Origin of the sequence: Streptomyces nymphaeiformis (assembly GCF_014203895.1) — a bacterium.
In the GTDB taxonomy this organism is placed as follows: Bacteria; Actinomycetota; Actinomycetes; order Streptomycetales; family Streptomycetaceae; genus Streptomyces; species Streptomyces nymphaeiformis.
The window spans coordinates 34,145-51,160 of sequence record NZ_JACHJY010000018.1; the positions used below are offsets into that span (position 1 = coordinate 34,145).

Consider the following 17,016-nt stretch of genomic DNA (forward strand, 5'->3'; position numbering starts at 1 on the left):
GGCGGCGCGATGAGTTCTCTGCTGCTCCTGACGAACGCCCTCCAGCCGTCGACCGAGGTGCTCCCCGCCCTCGGCCTGCTGCTGCACAACGTCCGGGTCGCCCCGGCCGAGGGCCCGGCCCTCGTGGACACCCCCGGCGCGGACGTGATCCTCGTCGACGGCCGGCGCGACCTCCCGCAGGTGCGCTCGCTCTGCCAGCTGCTGCGCTCCACCGGGCCCGGCTGTCCGCTGATCCTCGTCGTCACGGAGGGCGGCCTCGCGGCCGTCACCGCCGACTGGGGCATCGACGACGTCCTCCTCGACACGGCGGGCCCCGCCGAGGTCGAGGCGCGGCTCCGGCTCGCGATGGGCCGCCAGCAGATCGTCGCGGACGACTCCCCGATGGAGATCCGCAACGGCGACCTGTCGGTGGACGAGGCGACGTACAGCGCGAAGCTCAAGGGCCGGGTGCTGGACCTGACCTTCAAGGAGTTCGAGCTGCTCAAGTACCTGGCCCAGCACCCGGGCCGGGTCTTCACGCGCGCCCAGCTCCTCCAGGAGGTCTGGGGGTACGACTACTTCGGCGGCACCCGCACGGTCGACGTCCACGTACGGCGGCTGCGGGCCAAGCTCGGCCCCGAGCACGAGTCGCTCATCGGCACCGTCCGCAACGTCGGCTACCGCTTCGTCACGCCCGAGAAGGTCGAGCGGGCGGCCGATGAGGCCCGGGCCAAACCGGAGAGCACGCGCGACCGGGAGAAGGCCCGCGCGGCCGCGCGCGTCAAGGAGGACACGGAGCTCATCACCCTCCCGGAGGACAGGAACGTGGCAGATGCCACAGTGCGACCTGCCGGTAGGTAGGTCCCCCCGCGTAGACTGCCGCGCGTGGCCAAGGTGACGCGGGATGACGTAGCGCGACTTGCAGGTACTTCTACCGCGGTCGTGAGCTACGTCATCAACAACGGACCCCGGCCGGTCGCCCCGGCCACGCGCGAGCGTGTCCTCGCCGCCATCAAGGAGCTGGGCTACCGGCCCGACCGGGTGGCGCAGGCGATGGCCTCACGGCGCACGGACCTCATAGGCATGATCGTCCCCGACGCTCGGCAGCCGTTCTTCGGCGAGATGGCGCACGCGGTCGAACAGGCCGCCGCCGAGCGCGGGAAGATGGTCCTCGTCGGCAACTCCGACTACCGGACCGAGCGCGAGGTCCACTACCTGCGGGCCTTCCTCGGGATGCGGGTCTCCGGACTGATCCTGGTCAGCCAGGGCATGAGCGAGCAGGCCGCGAGCGAGATCGAGGCCTGGGACGCGCGCGTGGTGCTGCTGCACGAGCGGCCCGAGGCGATCGACGACGTGGCCGTCGTCACCGACGACATCGGCGGCGCCCAGCTCGCCACCCGGCACCTCCTGGAGCACGGCCACCCGTACGTGGCGTGCCTCGGCGGCGTGCCGAACACCCCGGCCGTCGGCGACCCGGTCGCCGACCACGTCGAGGGCTGGCGGCGCGCCATGCAGGAGGCGGGCCTCCCGACCGAGGGCCGGCTCTTCGAGGCCCCGTACAACCGGTACGACGCCTACCAGGTCGCCCTCAAGCTGCTCGCCGGCCCCGACAGGCCGCCGGCCATCTTCTGCTCCACCGACGACCAGGCCTTCGGCGTCCTGCGGGCCGCCCGCGAGCTGCGCATCGAGGTGCCGACGGAGCTGGCGGTCGCGGGCTTCGACGACGTGAAGGAGGCGGCGCTCACCGACCCGCCGCTGACCACGGTCTCCTCGGACCGCCCCGCGATGGCCCGGGCGGCCGTGGACCTGGTCCTCGACGACTCGATCCGCGTGGCGGGCTCGCGCCGCGAGCGCGTGAAGCTGTTCCCGTCGGCCCTGATCGTCCGCCGCTCCTGCGGCTGCCACGAGTAGGACCGCGGGACCCGTCTTTATACGGGACATACAGGGTTCTGTCGGGCTTCTCAGCCGGTCCTCAGACGGCTCTCATGTACGGATCCGAGAGTCATAGCCATGACGGACTTCCAGGAGCAGCAGCCACAGCAGCAGCCGTACCACCCGCCGAGGCCGCCGTACGAGCCGACGCAGGCCCCCCGGGGCCCGCAGGGCCCGTACGAGCGGCCCCAGCCGCTCACCACCGAGCCGGGCACGACCGTCTGGCCCTCGGGCGGGAACACCCCGCCGCCGGTGGACCCGACGCTCGTCGGCGCCGTCCCCGCTCCCGTCCCCTCGCCCCGCCGCCGCGCCAAGCGCGGGGTCGGGCTCATGGCGGCCGTGGCCATCGCCGCCGCCGCGGTCGGCGGCGGCACGGCGACGCTGGTGCAGCAGCTCGCCTCCGACCCCCCGGTCAGCGCCTCCGCCCCCGTCGTGAGCGGCACCAACGTCTCCACCGGCACCAAGGGCACGGTCGCCGGGGTCGCCGAGGCCGTCTCCCCCTCCATCGTGGAGATCTCCGCGACCTCGAACTCCGGCAAGTCCACCGGCTCGGGCGTGATCATCACCTCCGACGGCGAGATCGTCACCAACAACCACGTCGTCTCCGGCGCCTCCCAGGTCACCGTGCAGCTCAGCGACGGCAAGACCTACCGGGCCCAGGTCGTCGGCACGGACCCCGACAAGGACCTCGCCCTGATCAAGCTCCAGGGCGCCTCCGGGCTCAAGGCCGCCACGCTCGGCGACTCCTCGAAGCTGAGGGTCGGCGACGAGGTCGTCGCGATCGGCTCCCCCGAGGGCCTCACCGGCACCGTCACGAGCGGCATCGTCTCCGCGCTCGACCGGGACGTGACCGTCGCGAAGGAGGACGGCGGCCAGGGGCAGCAGCAGGAACAGCAGCAGTGGGACCCGCAGCAGGGCTGGCCGTTCGAGTTCGGCGGGCAGCAGTTCAACGGCGACACCGGCTCGTCGAAGACCACGTACAAGGCGATCCAGACCGACGCCTCGCTCAATCCGGGGAATTCCGGCGGCGCGCTGATCAATATGAACGGCGAGATCATCGGAATCAATTCGGCCATGTATTCGCCCAGTTCTTCGAACGGTTCCACCGCCGGAAGCGTCGGTCTCGGATTCGCGATCCCGGTCGACACGGTCAAGGCCGACCTGGACGGCCTCCGCTCGGGCGGCGGCAACTGAGCACGTGGGACGCTGACCCCATGACGGGACAGCCCTTGCCGGGACAGCAGAACGAAGCCGAGCGCATCCTCATCGTCGACGACGAGCCCGCCGTGCGGGAGGCCCTGCGCCGCAGCCTCGCCTTCGAGGGATACGCGACGCGGGACGCCGTCGACGGACTCGACGCGCTCGCCGCGATGGAGTCGTACGCCCCCGATCTCGTCGTCCTCGACGTCCAGATGCCCCGCATGGACGGGCTGACGGCGGCCCGCCGGATCCGGGCCTCCGGCTCGACCGTGCCGATCCTGATGCTCACCGCCCGCGACACCGTCGGCGACCGGGTCACCGGCCTCGACGCCGGCGCCGACGACTACCTCGTGAAGCCCTTCGAGCTGGACGAGCTGTTCGCCCGCATCCGCGCCCTGCTCCGCCGCAGCTCCTACGCCTCGGCGTCCGCCGCCGCACCCGCCGCGGAGGACGTCCTCGCCTTCGAGGACCTGCGGATGAACCTGGCCACGCGCGAGGTGACCCGCGGCGGGCGGACCGTGGAGCTGACGCGCACCGAGTTCACCCTCCTGGAGATGTTCCTCGCGCACCCGCGCCAGGTCCTCACCCGGGAGCAGATCCTGAAGGCCGTGTGGGGCTTCGACTTCGAGCCCAGTTCCAACTCGCTGGACGTGTACGTGATGTATCTGCGGCGCAAGACCGAGGCCGGCGGCGAGCCGCGCCTCGTCCACACCGTCCGGGGCGTGGGCTACGCCCTGCGCGGAGGAGGCGGGGAATGACCGGACCCGTGGCCTGGTTCCGCTCCCGCCCGCTGCGGTCACGGCTCGCGCTGCTCACCGCGTTCGCGGTGGCGGTGGCGGTCGCGGCGGTGTCGGCGGCCTGCTGGTTCGTGACGCGGGTGCAGCTGGAGGCCGAGCTGGACTCCTCGCTGCGCAGCACCCGCCTGGACACGAACGGCGTGCAGAGCCTGCTCGCGCTGTGCCGCCAGGGCGCGACGCCGCCGCCGCTCGCGGGCTCGTACACCGTGCAGGTCATCCTCGCCGGCGGCAGCGTGTGCACCTCGGGCGAGGCCGCGATCCCCGCCGGGACCGGCGAACTCGCGGTGGCACGCGGGCAGCTCGACGACGTGCTGCGCACGGTGAAGGACGACGACGGCCGCGAGATGCGGGTCTACACCTACCCGCAGGACGGCCCCGTCGGCATCGCGGTCTCCGTCGCCCGCCCGCTCTCCGAGATCGACAACTCGATGTCCACGCTCCGCTGGGTGCTGCTCCTGGTCTCCGGGATCGGCGTCGTCGGCGCGGGTGCGGCCGGACTGTGGGTCGCGCGGACCGGCCTCGAACCGGTGAACCGGCTGACCGACGCGGTCGAGCACGTCGCCGCGACCGAGGACCTCACCGTCCGGATCCCGGTGGAGGGCGAGGACGAGATCGCCCGCCTGTCCCGCTCCTTCAACGCGATGACGGCGGCGCTCGCGAGCTCCCGGGACCGGCAGGCGCAGCTCATCGCGGACGCGGGCCACGAACTGCGGACGCCGCTGACCTCCCTCCGTACGAACGTCGAACTCCTCGCGCGCAGCGAGGAGACCGGCCGGGCGATCCCGCCGGACGACCGGCGGGCGCTCATGGCCTCGGTGAAGGCGCAGATGACGGAGCTGGCCGCGCTGATCGGCGACCTCCAGGAGCTGGCCCGCCCGGACGCGGTGCAGCCGGACCACCCGCTCGAAGTGGTCCCGCTCCACGCGATCCTGCGGACGGCCCTGGACCGGGCGCGGCTGCGCGGCCCGGAGCTCACCTTCGACACGGACCTCGCGCCCTGGTACGTACGGGCGGAGACGCCGGCGCTGGAACGGGCCCTGGTGAACGTCCTGGACAACGCGGTGAAGTTCTCGCCGCCCCGGGGCACGGTCGAGGTGACCCTGATGCGGGGCGAGCTGACCGTCCGCGACCACGGCCCCGGCATCGCCCCGGACGAGCTCCCGCACGTCTTCGACCGCTTCTGGCGCTCCCCGTCGGCCCGCAGCCTCCCGGGCTCGGGCCTGGGCCTGTCGATCGTGGCGCGCACGGTGCAGCAGGCGGGCGGCACGGTGTCCCTGGAACCGGCGGAGGGCGGCGGCACGGTGGCGAGGCTGCGCCTGCCGGGAGCGCCGACGCCACCGCCGGAGCTGTGAGGACCGGCGGTCGCTAGTTGTGCCGGAGGAGCGCCTCGACGAGCCCGGCCCGGGTGTCGGGGAAGTCCAGGGGCACGATGCCGAGCCCGGTCCTCCCGGCCAGCTCGGCGCCGTCCACGAACCCGTGCACCCACGGGTTCAGCCGGTCGGAGTTCCAGCGGGGCGGCAGGTACGCGGAGGTGCTGACGAAGTTCACGTAGAGCCGGCCGGGCTGGGTGGCGGCGGCGCGGAACTGGGCCTGGATCTTGGGGTACTTGGCGTCGGGCAGGGCGTTCCAGTCGTCCTGGACGGAGAAGACGGCGGGGTCGGCCCAGCGCAGCCCGGGAAGGCCGCCGTTGTCGGCGAGCAGGACGACCCGGCCGCGTGCCTCGCCGAGGAGGGGCAGCGTGTTCCCGATCCGGAAGAGGGAACGCCATCCCCTCCCGTCGAGGTAGTCGTCGAAGACGGCGCGGAAGGTGGCGTCGGACTCCTCCGAGTACTCCTGCTTGACCCGCATGAGGACGGTCTCGGAGGGGTGTGCGGCGAGGAAGTCCCGGCAGGCGACGAGGACGTCCCCGAACATCATGTTCTGGTAGGAGGCCCCGTGGTGGATGGCGAAGGACCCGCCGGTCACCCGGCACCGCACGTCCAGGAACCGGATGCCGCTGTCCAGCTGCTGGGCGATCGTGGTGTTCTGGCACTCGCTCCAGGGCCCGCCGAACCGGGCGCCCGAGTCGTGCGTCCCGGGGATGGTGAGCCGCCGCAGGTCGGTCCCGTCCCCGTGCGCCGCCATCCACGCGCGCACGTCCACGGCGGAGGCGCTGGGCGCCCCGACGAACAGTGCGGCCCCGGCCCCCAGGGCTCCCATGAGTAAGCGTCGTCGCTCCATGACCCGGCACTATGACAGGTCCACAACAACATCACCAGAGCGGGTGCGCGAAAGGGGGCGGCGGTCCGCCGAAGCGGGTCGCCGCCCCCTCTCAGGGGTCCTTCGGGGTTACTTCACGACCGTGATGCGGTCCGCGGCCGGGACCGGCAGCGGGTTGGCCGCCGAGGAGTGGCCCGCCAGATAGGCGTTGAAGACGTCCAGGTCCGAGGCGCCGACCAGCTTGTTCGTGCCGGTCGCCAGGGCCGCGAAGCCGTCGCCGCCGCCCGCGAGGAACTCGTTGATCGCGACGCGGTAGGTCTTCGCCGGGTCGATCGCCTCACCGTTCAGCTTGATCGTGCCGTCGACGACGCGGTCCGCGCCCGTCTTCGTCATGTCGAGCGTGTAGGTCAGGCCCTTCGACACCTGGAGGATCTTGATCGAGTTCAGGTTCGAGCCGCTGACCTGCTGCTTCAGCGCGGTGATGAGGTTCGCGCCGGTCAGGTCGACCACGTTCATCATGTTGGTGAAGGGCTGCACGGTGAACGACTCGCCGTACGTCACCACGCCGTCGCCCTCGACGCCGGACTGCTTGTAGACGAGGTCCGCGCGGATGCCGCCCGGGTTCATCAGGGCCAGCTGCGCGCCGCCCTTGTCGGCCGGGGACAGACCCTCCAGCTGCGCGTCGGCGATGACGTCGCCGAGCGGCTTCTCGTACGCCGTGGAGCCGCGGCCGTTGATGTCGGCGGCGATGAAGCCCTGCGGCCGGTTCGCGACCGGGGCGGCGAGCGCCTTCCAGTCGGAGATCAGCCGGGAGATGTCCTCGGCCTTCGGCACGTCACGCGAGACGACGTGGTTGGCGGAGGCGACCGCCGTGCGCACGATGTCCTTCGTGGCGCGGTCGTACGTCAGCGTCGTGTCCGTGTACAGCTTGCCGAACGAGGACGCCGAGGTGACCAGGCGCGGGTTGCCCGCCGGGTCCGGGATGCTGCACACGTACGCCTGGTGCGTGTGGCCGGTGACCAGCGCGTCGACCTGCGGGGAGACGTTCTTGGCGATGTCGACGATCGCACCGGAGACGCCCTCGCCGTCACCGTCCCCGTCACCGTCGCAGTTGTAGTTGTACGAGGCGGAGGCCGGCATGCCGCCCTCGTGGACCAGGGCGACGATGGACTTGACGCCCTTGCGCTCCAGGATCTTCGTGTACTTGTTGATCGTCTCGACCTCGTCGCCGAACTTCAGGCCCTTGACGCCCTCGGCGGTGACGACGTTCGGGGTGCCCTCCAGGGTCACGCCGATGAAGCCGATCTTGACGCCGTCCTTCTCCCAGACGAAGTACGGGTCGAGGATCGGCTTGCCCGTCTTCTCGTCCGTCACGTTCGCCGCGAGGTACGGGAAGTCGGCGCCCTCGAAGGTCTTGCCCTCGACGAAACAGCCGGCGGTCGGGTGACAGCCGCCGTTCTGCATGCGGGCCAGCTCGCGCGCGCCCTCGTCGAACTCGTGGTTGCCGACCGAGGTGACGTCCAGGTCGAGGTCGTTCAGGGCCTCGATCGTCGGCTCGTCGTGGAAGAGACCGGACAGCAACGGCGAGGCGCCGATCATGTCACCGGCCGCCGCCGTGATGGAGTAACGGTTCCCCTCACGGGCCTGGCGCAGGTGCGTCGCCAGGTACTCGACACCACCGGCGTCGATCTTCTCCGTCGTCCCGTCCTCCTTGGTCCGGGTGACCTGCCCGGACGAGCCGGCCGGCGGCTCCAGGTTGCCGTGCAGGTCGTTGAAGGACAGCAGCTGGACGTCGACCATCCGGCCCCAGCCCTTGCCGTTGGTCCCCTGCCCGGCGGCGTACTCGCCCCCGGCCGCACCGGCCGACGGCATCGCGGCGACGAGCGCCCCGACGGTCGCAATCCCCGCTCCGGCGGCGAGAATTCGCCGTACCGTCTTGTTCTTCCTCGGTGTCGCTGCCATCTCTCCCCTAGTCCCCTTGCCCCGTTTCGCGGCCTTGATCTACTCCCCCGTTGCGCGAGCAGCCTAGAGTCAACGCGCGTAGCGCAACAGGGGGTGGCTGGTTACAAGACAGTTGCCGCTGGCTGACGAAGTGTCGCCGTAGGCTCGTAGCCATGACTTCCGACACGGCGCCGGCCCTCGAACCGGGACGGCAGATCCACACGTATGACGAGCTCACGGCCGAGCAGATCCAGGACGTCCTGGATCTGCTCGAGGCCGCCGAGCGGGCCGACGGCATGCACGCCGTGTCCGAGCAGGGGCGGCTCTACCTGCGGCACGGCAGGCGCGAAGGCGTGCGGCACCTCCTCCTCACCGTCGGCACCCACCTCTACGGCTACGCCCAGCTGGAGGAGACCGACCCGATCGAGGCCCCGGCCGCCGAGCTCGTCGTCCACCCCTCCCACCGGGGCCGCGGCCACGGCCGGGCGCTCGGCACCGAGCTGCTCAACACCTCCGGCAAGCGCCTGCGGGTCTGGGCGCACGGCGGGAAGTCGGCGGCCCGGCACCTCGCCCAGGTCCTCGGCCTGACGCTCTTCCGCGAGCTGCGCCAGCTGCGCCGCCCCCTGGTGCCGCTCGACATCCCGGAGCCGGTGCTGCCCGAGGGCGTGACCGTCCGCACCTTCACCCCGGGCCAGGACGACGCGGCCTGGCTCGCCGTCAACGCCGCCGCCTTCGCGCACCACCCGGAACAGGGTTCGCTCACGCAGCGGGACCTCGACGACCGGATGGCCGAGCCGTGGTTCGACCCGAAGGGCTTCTTCCTCGCGGAGAAGGACGGGCGGCTCATCGGCTTCCACTGGACGAAGACGCACGCCGAGGAGCAGCTCGGCGAGGTGTACGTGGTCGGCATCCTGCCGGACGCCCAGGGCGGCGGCCTCGGCAAGGCCCTGACCGCGATCGGCCTGCGCCACCTGGCGGCACAGGGCCTGCCGACGGCGATGCTGTACGTGGACGCGGACAACACGGCGGCGGTACGGGTCTACGAAGGCATCGGTTTCACGACGCACGAGGTGGACCTGATGTACCGCACGGAGTCTTGACACCCGGCGGACAGGGGGCGGTTGACACCGCCCCCTTCTTTCCACCACCCTTTCACTACTTGATTAGTGAAAGGGTGGTGGAAGGGATCGTGGTCGAGTACCGCATCGACCGGCGCAGCGGCGTCGCCACCTACCTCCAGATCGTCCAGCAGACGAAGCAGGCCCTCCGGATGGGCCTCCTGGAGCCGGGCGACCGACTGCCCACCGCACGCGAGGTCGTCGAAGCGACGGCCGTCAACCCCAACACGGTCCTCAAGGCCTACCGCGAACTCGAACGCGAAGGTCTCGTCGAGGCCCGCCGCGGCCTCGGCACCTTCGTCCGCGCCACCCTCGGCACCGGCCCCGCCGACTCGCCGCTGCGCGGCGAACTCACCGACTGGGCCCGCCGGGCACGCGCCGCGGGACTCGAGCGGGAGGACGTGGCCGCGCTCTTCACATCCGTACTGAAGGAACACTTCGAGGGGGACGAATGACCGATCCTGTCATCGAGGCCGACGGCCTCGGCATGCGGTACCGACGGCGCGGCGGGGGCTGGGCCCTGAAGGACTGCACGTTAGCCCTGCCCGCCGGCCGCGTCGTCGCCGTCGTCGGCCCCAACGGGGCGGGAAAGTCGACCCTCCTCGGCCTGGCCGCGGGCCTGCTGCGCCCCACGGAGGGCAGGATCACGGCCCCCACGCGGGACCGCCTCGCGTACGTCGCCCAGGACAAGCCCCTGTACGGACAGCTCACCGTCGCCGAGACGCTGCGCCTGGGCCACGAGCTCAACCCGGACCGCTGGGACCCGGCCGCCGCCGAGCGCATCACCGGCCCACTGCCCGGGAACGCCCGGGTCCGCACCCTCTCCGGCGGGCAGCGCACCCGGCTCGCGCTCGCCCTCGCCCTCGGCAAGCGGCCCGAACTGCTGCTCCTGGACGAGCCGATGGCGGACCTCGACCCGCTCGCCCGGCGCGAACTCATGGGCGCGCTCCTGGCCGACGCCGCGGAACGCGGCACGACCGTCGCCATGTCCTCGCACATCCTCACCGAGCTGGAGGGCTCCTGCGACCACCTGCTCCTGGTGCAGGACGGCCGCATCCGCCTCGACGGCGCCATCGACGACCTGCTCGCCGCGCACACCCTGCTGACCGGCCCGATCGCCGACCTCGCCCCGCACACGGTCGTCGACTCCCGGACGACGGGCCGTCAGCTCACCGCACTGGTCCGCCGCGAGGGCCCCGTCGAAGGCCCCTGGGAGACCGCGGAACCCTCCCTGGAAGAACTCCTCCTCGCCCACCTCCGCCCCACCGAAGGAGCCCCGGCATGAGCACCCTCGCCCTGAAGGGCCCGCAGTGGGTGACGTTCCGGCAGCACCGGCGGGCGCTGTGGTGGTCACTCGCCCTCGCGGTCTGCGCGCTGGCGGTCATGGTCGCCTCGCGGATGTGGTCGGACGGCGCGGTGGACGCGCTGCGAACGGCGGGCTGCACCGTCAACGGCTCGGACAGATCCTGCTTCCAGGCGCAGCGCAACTACGCCGACGACCAGTGGTTCGCCCGGAACCTCGTCAGATACGCCGCCGCAGCCATGCTCGTCCTTCCCATCCTTCTCGGGGCCTTCGTCGCGGGCCCGATGCTCGCCCGGGAGATGGAGTCCGGCACGTACAAGCTGGCGTGGACCCAGTCCGTCAGCCCGGCACGCTGGCTCGCGGCCAAGATCGCGGTCCCCGCCGCACTCACGCTCACGGTCGTCCCCGTGCTGAGCCTGGTCTTCTACTGGTCGTGGTCGACGGGCCCGGCCGACGACTACCCCACGTTCTGGTACGAGCCGACGGTGTTCGTCTCGTACGGCGTCGTGCCGGTGGCACACGCCCTCCTGGGGCTCGCCCTGGGCACGGCCGTCGGCATCCTCGTCCGGCGCACCATCGTCGCAATGGGGATCGCCGCCGTCGTCATCGGGGTGGCCCTGGCGGTCCTCTCCCGGCTGCGCGACGGCCTCTGGCCGGTTCGGACCCTGACCGGCGCCGGACTGTCGGCCGAGGGCCGCGCGTGGCCACTGGACCGGGGCATGCTCACGGCATCCGGTGAGCGCATCCTCTGGCAGGACTGCTTCACCGCCCAGTCGGACGACGTCGGGCGGTGCATGACCGGCCGGGGCGGTGTCACCGGGTTCCTCGACATCCACCCCGCCTCGCACTACTGGCCCCTCCAGCTCGTCGAGACCGGCATCTGTGTGGCCGTCGCCGTCCTCGCGACCCTCGCCGCCTTCCGTGTCCTGCGGTCCCGGCACCCGTAGCGGACCCGGGAGCACCGCCGGAGGACACGGCGGACACGCGTAGACAAAGCGGGGGCGGGGCCCCGACAAGGGCCCCGCCCCCGATTCCCGTACGACATGTCGTCGTTACCGGCCATTCAGACGCGCTTGCGACGCTCACGCAATGAAGCGCTCCGTGTCCACTCCCGGCAGGGTGGTCCTCCCCAAAGGGAGACTGCCCGCCCCCACGGCCCGCTCCGACGCGCCCGATCACCCCTTCGCGCGGAAGAATGGGGCCATGAGCCAGAAGCCCGCCGAGGTCCCGGTCCAGTCCCCCGCCGCGCCGTCCGGAAAGTCGTCCGGGAAGGCATCCGGGAAGGCGTCCGAGACGCCCTCCGGCACGCCCGCCGCCGCGCCCGCCCTCGGTTCCATGACCGCGCAGCGCGCGCACATCGTCAACGGGACCGTCGTGACCGACATCGACGCCGACCTGGACACGGATCCCGACACGTACGAGGACGACGGCACGCTCGGCGACGACCTGCCGCAGGGCCGTTTCCTCGACCGGGAGCGCAGCTGGCTCGCGTTCAACGAGCGCGTCCTCGAACTCGCCGAGGACCCGACGACGCCCCTCCTCGAGCGGGCCAACTTCCTCGCGATCTTCGCGTCCAACCTGGACGAGTTCTTCATGGTCCGCGTCGCCGGACTGAAGCGCCGCATCGCCACCGGCGTCGCCACCCGCTCCGCCTCCGGCCTCCAGCCCCGCGAGGTCCTCGACCTGATCTGGACGCGCTCGCGCGAGCTCATGGCCCGGCACGCCGCCTGCTACCAGCAGGACGTGGCCCCGGCCCTCGCCGACGAGGGCATCCACCTGATCCGCTGGCCCGAGCTCACTGAGAAGGAGCAGGCCCGGCTCTTCACCCTCTTCCGGCAGCAGATCTTCCCGGTCCTGACCCCGCTGGCCGTGGACCCGGCCCACCCCTTCCCGTACATCTCGGGCCTCTCCCTCAACCTCGCCGTCGTCGTGCGCAACCCGGTCAGCGGCCACCGCCACTTCGCGCGCGTCAAGGTGCCGCCGCTGCTCTCCCGCTTCCTGGAGGCCTCCCCGCAGCGGTACGTGCCGCTCGAGGACGTCATCGCGGCGCACCTGGAGGAGCTGTTCCCCGGCATGGAGGTGCTCGCGCACCACATGTTCCGGGTGACCAGGAACGAGGACCTGGAGGTCGAGGAGGACGACGCCGAGAACCTTCTCCAGGCCCTGGAGAAGGAGCTCATGCGGCGCCGCTTCGGGCCCCCGGTGCGCCTGGAGGTCGAGGAGTCCATCGACCCGTACGTCCTCGACCTGCTGGTCCGCGAGCTGAAGATCTCCGACGCCGAGGTCTACCCGCTGCCCGGCCCGCTCGACCTCACCGGCCTCTTCGGGATCGCCGGGCAGGACCGGCCCGAGCTGAAGTACCCGAAGTTCGTCGCCGGCACCCACCGGGACCTCGCCGAGGTCGAGTCCGCGTCCGCGCCCGACATCTTCGCGGCGCTGCGCGAGCGGGACGTGCTCCTGCACCACCCGTACGACTCCTTCTCGACGTCCGTGCAGGCCTTCCTGGAGCAGGCGGCCGCCGACCCGGACGTCCTCGCGATCAAGCAGACGCTGTACCGCACCTCCGGCGACTCCCCGATAGTCGACGCCCTCATCGACGCCGCCGAGTCCGGCAAGCAGGTCCTCGTCCTCGTCGAGATCAAGGCCCGCTTCGACGAGCAGGCCAACATCAAGTGGGCGCGGAAGCTGGAGGAGGCCGGCTGCCACGTCGTCTACGGCCTCGTCGGCCTGAAGACCCACTGCAAGCTGTCGCTCGTCGTACGGCAGGAGGGCGAGCTCCTCCGCCGGTACTCGCACGTCGGCACCGGCAACTACCACCCGAAGACGGCCCGGCTCTACGAGGACCTGGGCCTGCTCACCGCCGACCCGCAGGTCGGCGCGGACCTGTCCGACCTGTTCAACCGGCTCTCCGGCTACTCCCGCCGCGAGACGTACCGCCGTCTCCTGACCGCCCCGAAGTCGCTGCGGGACGGCCTGGTCTCCCGGATCAACAAGGAGATCGCGCACCACCGCGCCGGGCGGCCCGCGTACGTCCGCATCAAGGTCAACTCGATGGTCGACGAAGCGATCATCGACGCCTGCTACCAGGCCTCCCGGGCCGGCGTCCCCGTCGACATCTGGGTCCGCGGCATCTGCGCCGTACGCCCCGGGGTCACCGGCCTCTCGGAGAACATCCGGGTCCGCTCGATCCTCGGCCGCTTCCTGGAGCACTCCCGGGTCTTCGCCTTCGGCAACGGCGGCGAACCCGAGGTCTGGCTCGGCAGCGCCGACATGATGCACCGCAACCTGGACCGCCGGATCGAGGCCCTCGTACGGGTCTCCGACCCGGCGCACCGGGCTGCGCTCACCCGGCTCCTGGAGACCGGGATGTCCGACACCACCTCCTCCTGGCACCTCGGCCCCGACGGGAACTGGACGCGGCACGCGACCGATCCCGAAGGCCGGCCGCTGCGGCACGTCCAGGAGATGCTCATCGACGCGCGGAGGCGCCGGCGTGCACAACCCTGACCACTCGCAGGACGTCACGGCGGGCGAGGTCCTGGCCCCCTACCTGCACGCGCGGGCCGCGGACTTCCTCCGCGGCCTGCGCCTGCACACCGAGAGCGGCTCCGACACGGCCGGAGCGGAGGAGGCCGCCCGTACGCTGCGGGGGGCGGCCCGCCGGATCGGCGGCACCCTCCACACCTTCCGGCCGCTGCTCGACACGGCCTGGGCCGACCAGCTGCGCACCGAGCTCGCCTGGCTGTCCGGGACGCTGGCCCTGGAGCAGGCCTGCACGTCCCGGCTCATCCGCCTGGTGGACGCGCTGTCCCGCCTGTCGAACGGCAGCGGGCCCGTGCCGGCGGCCCGCGGCTCGGAGGGCGCCGGGCTCACGGTCGGCGCCGCCCGGGCCGGCGCGCTCCTCGAACGCCAGCTGACCCTGGCCCGTACGCGCGCCCACTCGGCCTCCCTCCAGGCGCTCGGCTCCGCCCGCTTCCACGCGGTCGCGGACGCCGTCGCGCTCCTGGCCTCGGAGGTCCCGCTCGGGCCCGCGGGCGCGGCCCCGGCCACCGAGGTCATCGACGCCCCCGCCGACCTCGCCGAGCGCCGCCTCCTGGACGCGGTCGCCGCGCTCCCCCTCACCCGGGCGGCGCACCCGTACAACGCCGACGCCCTCGCCCTCGCCGCCGGCGAGGCCCAGGACGCGCCCTGGCACCAGACCCGGCTCCTGCTCCGCCTGCACCGGTACGCCACCGAGGCCCTGCACACGGGCGGCGAACCCGACTCCGTCCTGTACGAGGCGGCCCGGGCCCTGGACCGGCACCGCGACGCGGCGGAGGCCGCATCGGCGGCGGCCACGGCGGCCCGCACCCCGCGCATCGCCCCGGCGACGGCCTACGCCCTCGGCGTCCTCCACGCCGACCAGCGCCACGAGGTCGAGGCCGCGCGCTTCGCCTTCCAACGCGCCTGGCGCAGAACGACGGCCCCGGTCCCATGAGCACGCCCACCCCCATCCTGGCGGCGGGCTGCGTGCTGTGGCGGCCGGCGCTTTCCGGCCAGGGAATCGAGATCGCCCTGGTCCACAGACCGAAGTGGGACGACTGGTCGCACCCCAAGGGCAAGCGGAAGCGCGGCGAGACGGCGGAGGCGTGCGCGCTGCGCGAGGTCCTCGAGGAGACGGGCCGGCGCTGTGAGCTCGGCCCCCGCCTGCCGACCGCCCACTACACGGTGGACGGCCGGCCCAAGGAGGTCGTGTACTGGTCGGCCCGGGCGCTGGACGGCGGCTTCGTCCCCACGAAGGAGATCGACGCCCTCGTCTGGCTTCCCCCTGCCTCGGCCCGCCCGCGCCTCACCCAACCGAGAGACCGCGACCTCCTGGACGCAGCCATGGCCACGACCCACCCTTGACGAGCCCGCGACAACGCGGGCCACACCTGTCCGACCGGCACCTCGACCGCCCCCTGCCGGCCCACCCCCCGTGTGGGCGATCGTCCCGCAGGGGCGAGGGGGTCCCCCCTGCTCGAGCGAAGCCGAGAGCTCGGGGGAGGGTGGGCACACGGGACGGCGCCCCCAGCGGCGCCTCCGCGTTCCGCGCCTGGACCCGCACCCCGAGCGCGGCGCACGAGCCGGTGCGGGTCCAGGCTCGGGAGCCTCTGGCGCCACCGCCCGCCCAAGGGCCCCGCACCGGCGCTTCCGGCACGGTTCACTTGCCGTTCACCCTCCCCCGTCGACGGCTTCACCTGTTCTGCCTAATTTCGGCCTTACACGGTGCACGGAGCACAGCGATGCACCCACCAACCGACACACGCCGCCGTAGAACGGTCAGGACATCACGGTCCGCGACAAGGCGGCTTCTGGAAGGAACACCCGAAAGTGAAGCTTTCGCGCAAGAACGGGCTTCGCGCCTCCGCGATCGGTGCCCTCGTCGTCTCCGGCGCATTCGTCCTCTCGGCGTGTGGCTCGGACAACAACACGGCGGCCCCGACCAAGGACTCCGGCACCAAGACCTCCGCCGCCGCGTCGAACATCGCGTGTGACGGTGCCAAGGGCCAGCTCCTCGCCGCCGGCTCCAGCGCGCAGAAGAACGCCATGGACCTGTGGGTCAAGAACTTCCAGGCCGCGTGCTCCGGCGTCGAGGTCAACTACCAGGCCATCGGTTCCGGCGGCGGCATCACCAAGTTCAACCAGGGCCAGGTCACCTTCGCCGGCTCCGACTCCGCCCTGAAGCCCGAAGAGGTCACCGAGTCGCAGAAGGTCTGCAAGGGCGGCAAGGGCATCAACCTGCCGATGGTCGGCGGCCCCATCGCCATCGGCTACAAGCTGGACGGCGTGGACAACCTCGTCCTGGACGCCCCCACCCTGGCCAAGATCTTCGACACGAAGATCACCAAGTGGAACGACCCGGCGATCGCCAAGCTGAACCCGGGCGCCAAGCTCCCCGACACCACCATCCAGGCCTTCCACCGCTCGGACGAGTCGGGCACCACCCAGAACCTGGGCAAGTACCTCTCCGCCACGGCCCCGTCCGACTGGAAGTACGACCCGAAGACGAAGTCGTGGCCCGCCCCGGGCGGCCAGGCCGCCAACGGCTCCTCCGGCGTCGCCACCGCGGTCAAGGACGCCGAGGGCTCCATCGGCTACTTCGAGCTCTCCTACGCGACCGCCAACAAGATCTCCACGGTCAGCATCAACACCGGCGCCTCCGCCCCGGTCGCCGCGACCACCGAGAACGCCTCGAAGGCCATCGCCGCCGCCAAGGTCAAGGGCACCGGCAGCGACCTGGCCCTCTCCCTCGACTACACCACCAAGGCCGAGGGCGCCTACCCGATCACCCTGGTCACCTACGAGATCGCCTGCGACAAGGGCAACAAGGCGGACACCCTGCCGACCCTGAAGGCGTTCCTCACCTACACCGCCAGCGAGGAGGGCCAGAAGGTCCTCTCCGACGCCGGCTACGCCCCGCTCCCGGCCGAGATCGCGGCCAAGGTCCGCGCGATCGTCCCCACCCTGTCCTGACCCCCGGCCGGGCCCGGCCCCTCACCCTCCCGTGGAGGGGCCGGCCCCGGCA

At 72.0% G+C, this 17,016-nt stretch carries 15 protein-coding genes; 13 read left to right on the plus strand and 2 right to left on the minus strand.

The features are described from left to right. Window positions 1-9: 9 nt before the first annotated feature. From GGE06_RS40265 to GGE06_RS40285, 5 genes are all read left to right on the plus strand, one after another. Complete coding sequence (locus GGE06_RS40265) at window positions 10-840, plus strand: response regulator transcription factor (RefSeq protein WP_116159755.1); 831 nt, start codon at window positions 10-12, stop codon at window positions 838-840. A 24-nt stretch (window positions 841-864) separates the two neighbouring features. After that, window positions 865-1,890, plus strand: coding sequence for a LacI family DNA-binding transcriptional regulator (locus GGE06_RS40270; protein ID WP_116159756.1), 1,026 nt, complete (start codon window positions 865-867; stop codon window positions 1,888-1,890). A gap of 99 nt (window positions 1,891-1,989) precedes the next feature. Next, entirely contained in the window at window positions 1,990-3,105 is a 1,116-nt protein-coding gene (locus tag GGE06_RS40275; RefSeq protein ID WP_184933144.1) for a S1C family serine protease, read from the plus strand. A gap of 20 nt (window positions 3,106-3,125) precedes the next feature. After that, entirely contained in the window at window positions 3,126-3,869 is a 744-nt protein-coding gene (locus GGE06_RS40280; protein WP_181924564.1) for a response regulator transcription factor, read from the plus strand. Then, on the plus strand, window positions 3,866-5,260 hold the full coding sequence (locus tag GGE06_RS40285; RefSeq protein ID WP_184933145.1) for a sensor histidine kinase: 1,395 nt from the start codon (window positions 3,866-3,868) through the stop codon (window positions 5,258-5,260). The genes GGE06_RS40280 and GGE06_RS40285 overlap by 4 nt, the downstream gene beginning before the upstream one ends. A gap of 13 nt (window positions 5,261-5,273) precedes the next feature. On the opposite strand, the gene GGE06_RS40290 is transcribed toward GGE06_RS40285, so the two are convergent. Continuing rightward, window positions 5,274-6,128 carry a phosphatidylinositol-specific phospholipase C gene (locus GGE06_RS40290; RefSeq protein ID WP_246533068.1) on the minus strand — a complete coding sequence of 285 codons (855 nt, stop codon included), beginning with the start codon at window positions 6,126-6,128 and terminating at the stop codon, window positions 5,274-5,276. 108 nt (window positions 6,129-6,236) lie between these two features. Next, complete coding sequence (locus tag GGE06_RS40295) at window positions 6,237-8,069, minus strand: bifunctional metallophosphatase/5'-nucleotidase (protein WP_116159761.1); 1,833 nt, start codon at window positions 8,067-8,069, stop codon at window positions 6,237-6,239. A gap of 152 nt (window positions 8,070-8,221) precedes the next feature. Here GGE06_RS40295 and mshD point away from each other — a divergent pair, with 152 nt between their 5' ends. The 8 genes from mshD (at window position 8,222) to pstS (ending at window position 16,964) form a co-directional block, all read left to right on the plus strand. Next, complete coding sequence (gene mshD, locus GGE06_RS40300; RefSeq protein ID WP_116159762.1) at window positions 8,222-9,148, plus strand: mycothiol synthase; 927 nt, start codon at window positions 8,222-8,224, stop codon at window positions 9,146-9,148. Window positions 9,149-9,237: 89 nt separating this feature from the next. Next, complete coding sequence (locus GGE06_RS40305) at window positions 9,238-9,621, plus strand: GntR family transcriptional regulator (protein WP_184933146.1); 384 nt, start codon at window positions 9,238-9,240, stop codon at window positions 9,619-9,621. Beyond that, window positions 9,618-10,451 (plus strand): ATP-binding cassette domain-containing protein, encoded by an 834-nt coding sequence (locus GGE06_RS40310; RefSeq protein ID WP_184933147.1) that lies wholly within the window; start codon window positions 9,618-9,620, stop codon window positions 10,449-10,451. The genes GGE06_RS40305 and GGE06_RS40310 overlap by 4 nt, the downstream gene beginning before the upstream one ends. After that, window positions 10,448-11,416, plus strand: coding sequence for an ABC transporter permease (locus GGE06_RS40315; RefSeq protein WP_246533069.1), 969 nt, complete (start codon window positions 10,448-10,450; stop codon window positions 11,414-11,416). Before GGE06_RS40310 ends, GGE06_RS40315 begins: the two co-directional genes overlap by 4 nt. A 256-nt stretch (window positions 11,417-11,672) precedes the next feature. After that, window positions 11,673-13,976 (plus strand): RNA degradosome polyphosphate kinase, encoded by a 2,304-nt coding sequence (locus GGE06_RS40320; protein ID WP_116159763.1) that lies wholly within the window; start codon window positions 11,673-11,675, stop codon window positions 13,974-13,976. Further along, window positions 13,963-14,946: a CHAD domain-containing protein gene (locus tag GGE06_RS40325; RefSeq protein ID WP_116159764.1), complete on the plus strand. Its 984-nt coding sequence runs from the start codon at window positions 13,963-13,965 to the stop codon at window positions 14,944-14,946. Before GGE06_RS40320 ends, GGE06_RS40325 begins: the two co-directional genes overlap by 14 nt. Then, window positions 14,943-15,356: an NUDIX hydrolase gene (locus GGE06_RS40330; RefSeq protein WP_116159765.1), complete on the plus strand. Its 414-nt coding sequence runs from the start codon at window positions 14,943-14,945 to the stop codon at window positions 15,354-15,356. Before GGE06_RS40325 ends, GGE06_RS40330 begins: the two co-directional genes overlap by 4 nt. Before the next feature lie 465 nt (window positions 15,357-15,821). Beyond that, window positions 15,822-16,964, plus strand: a complete 1,143-nt coding sequence (gene pstS / locus GGE06_RS40335) for a phosphate ABC transporter substrate-binding protein PstS (protein WP_116159766.1) — start codon at window positions 15,822-15,824, stop codon at window positions 16,962-16,964. The last annotated feature ends 52 nt before the right edge of the window (window positions 16,965-17,016 follow it).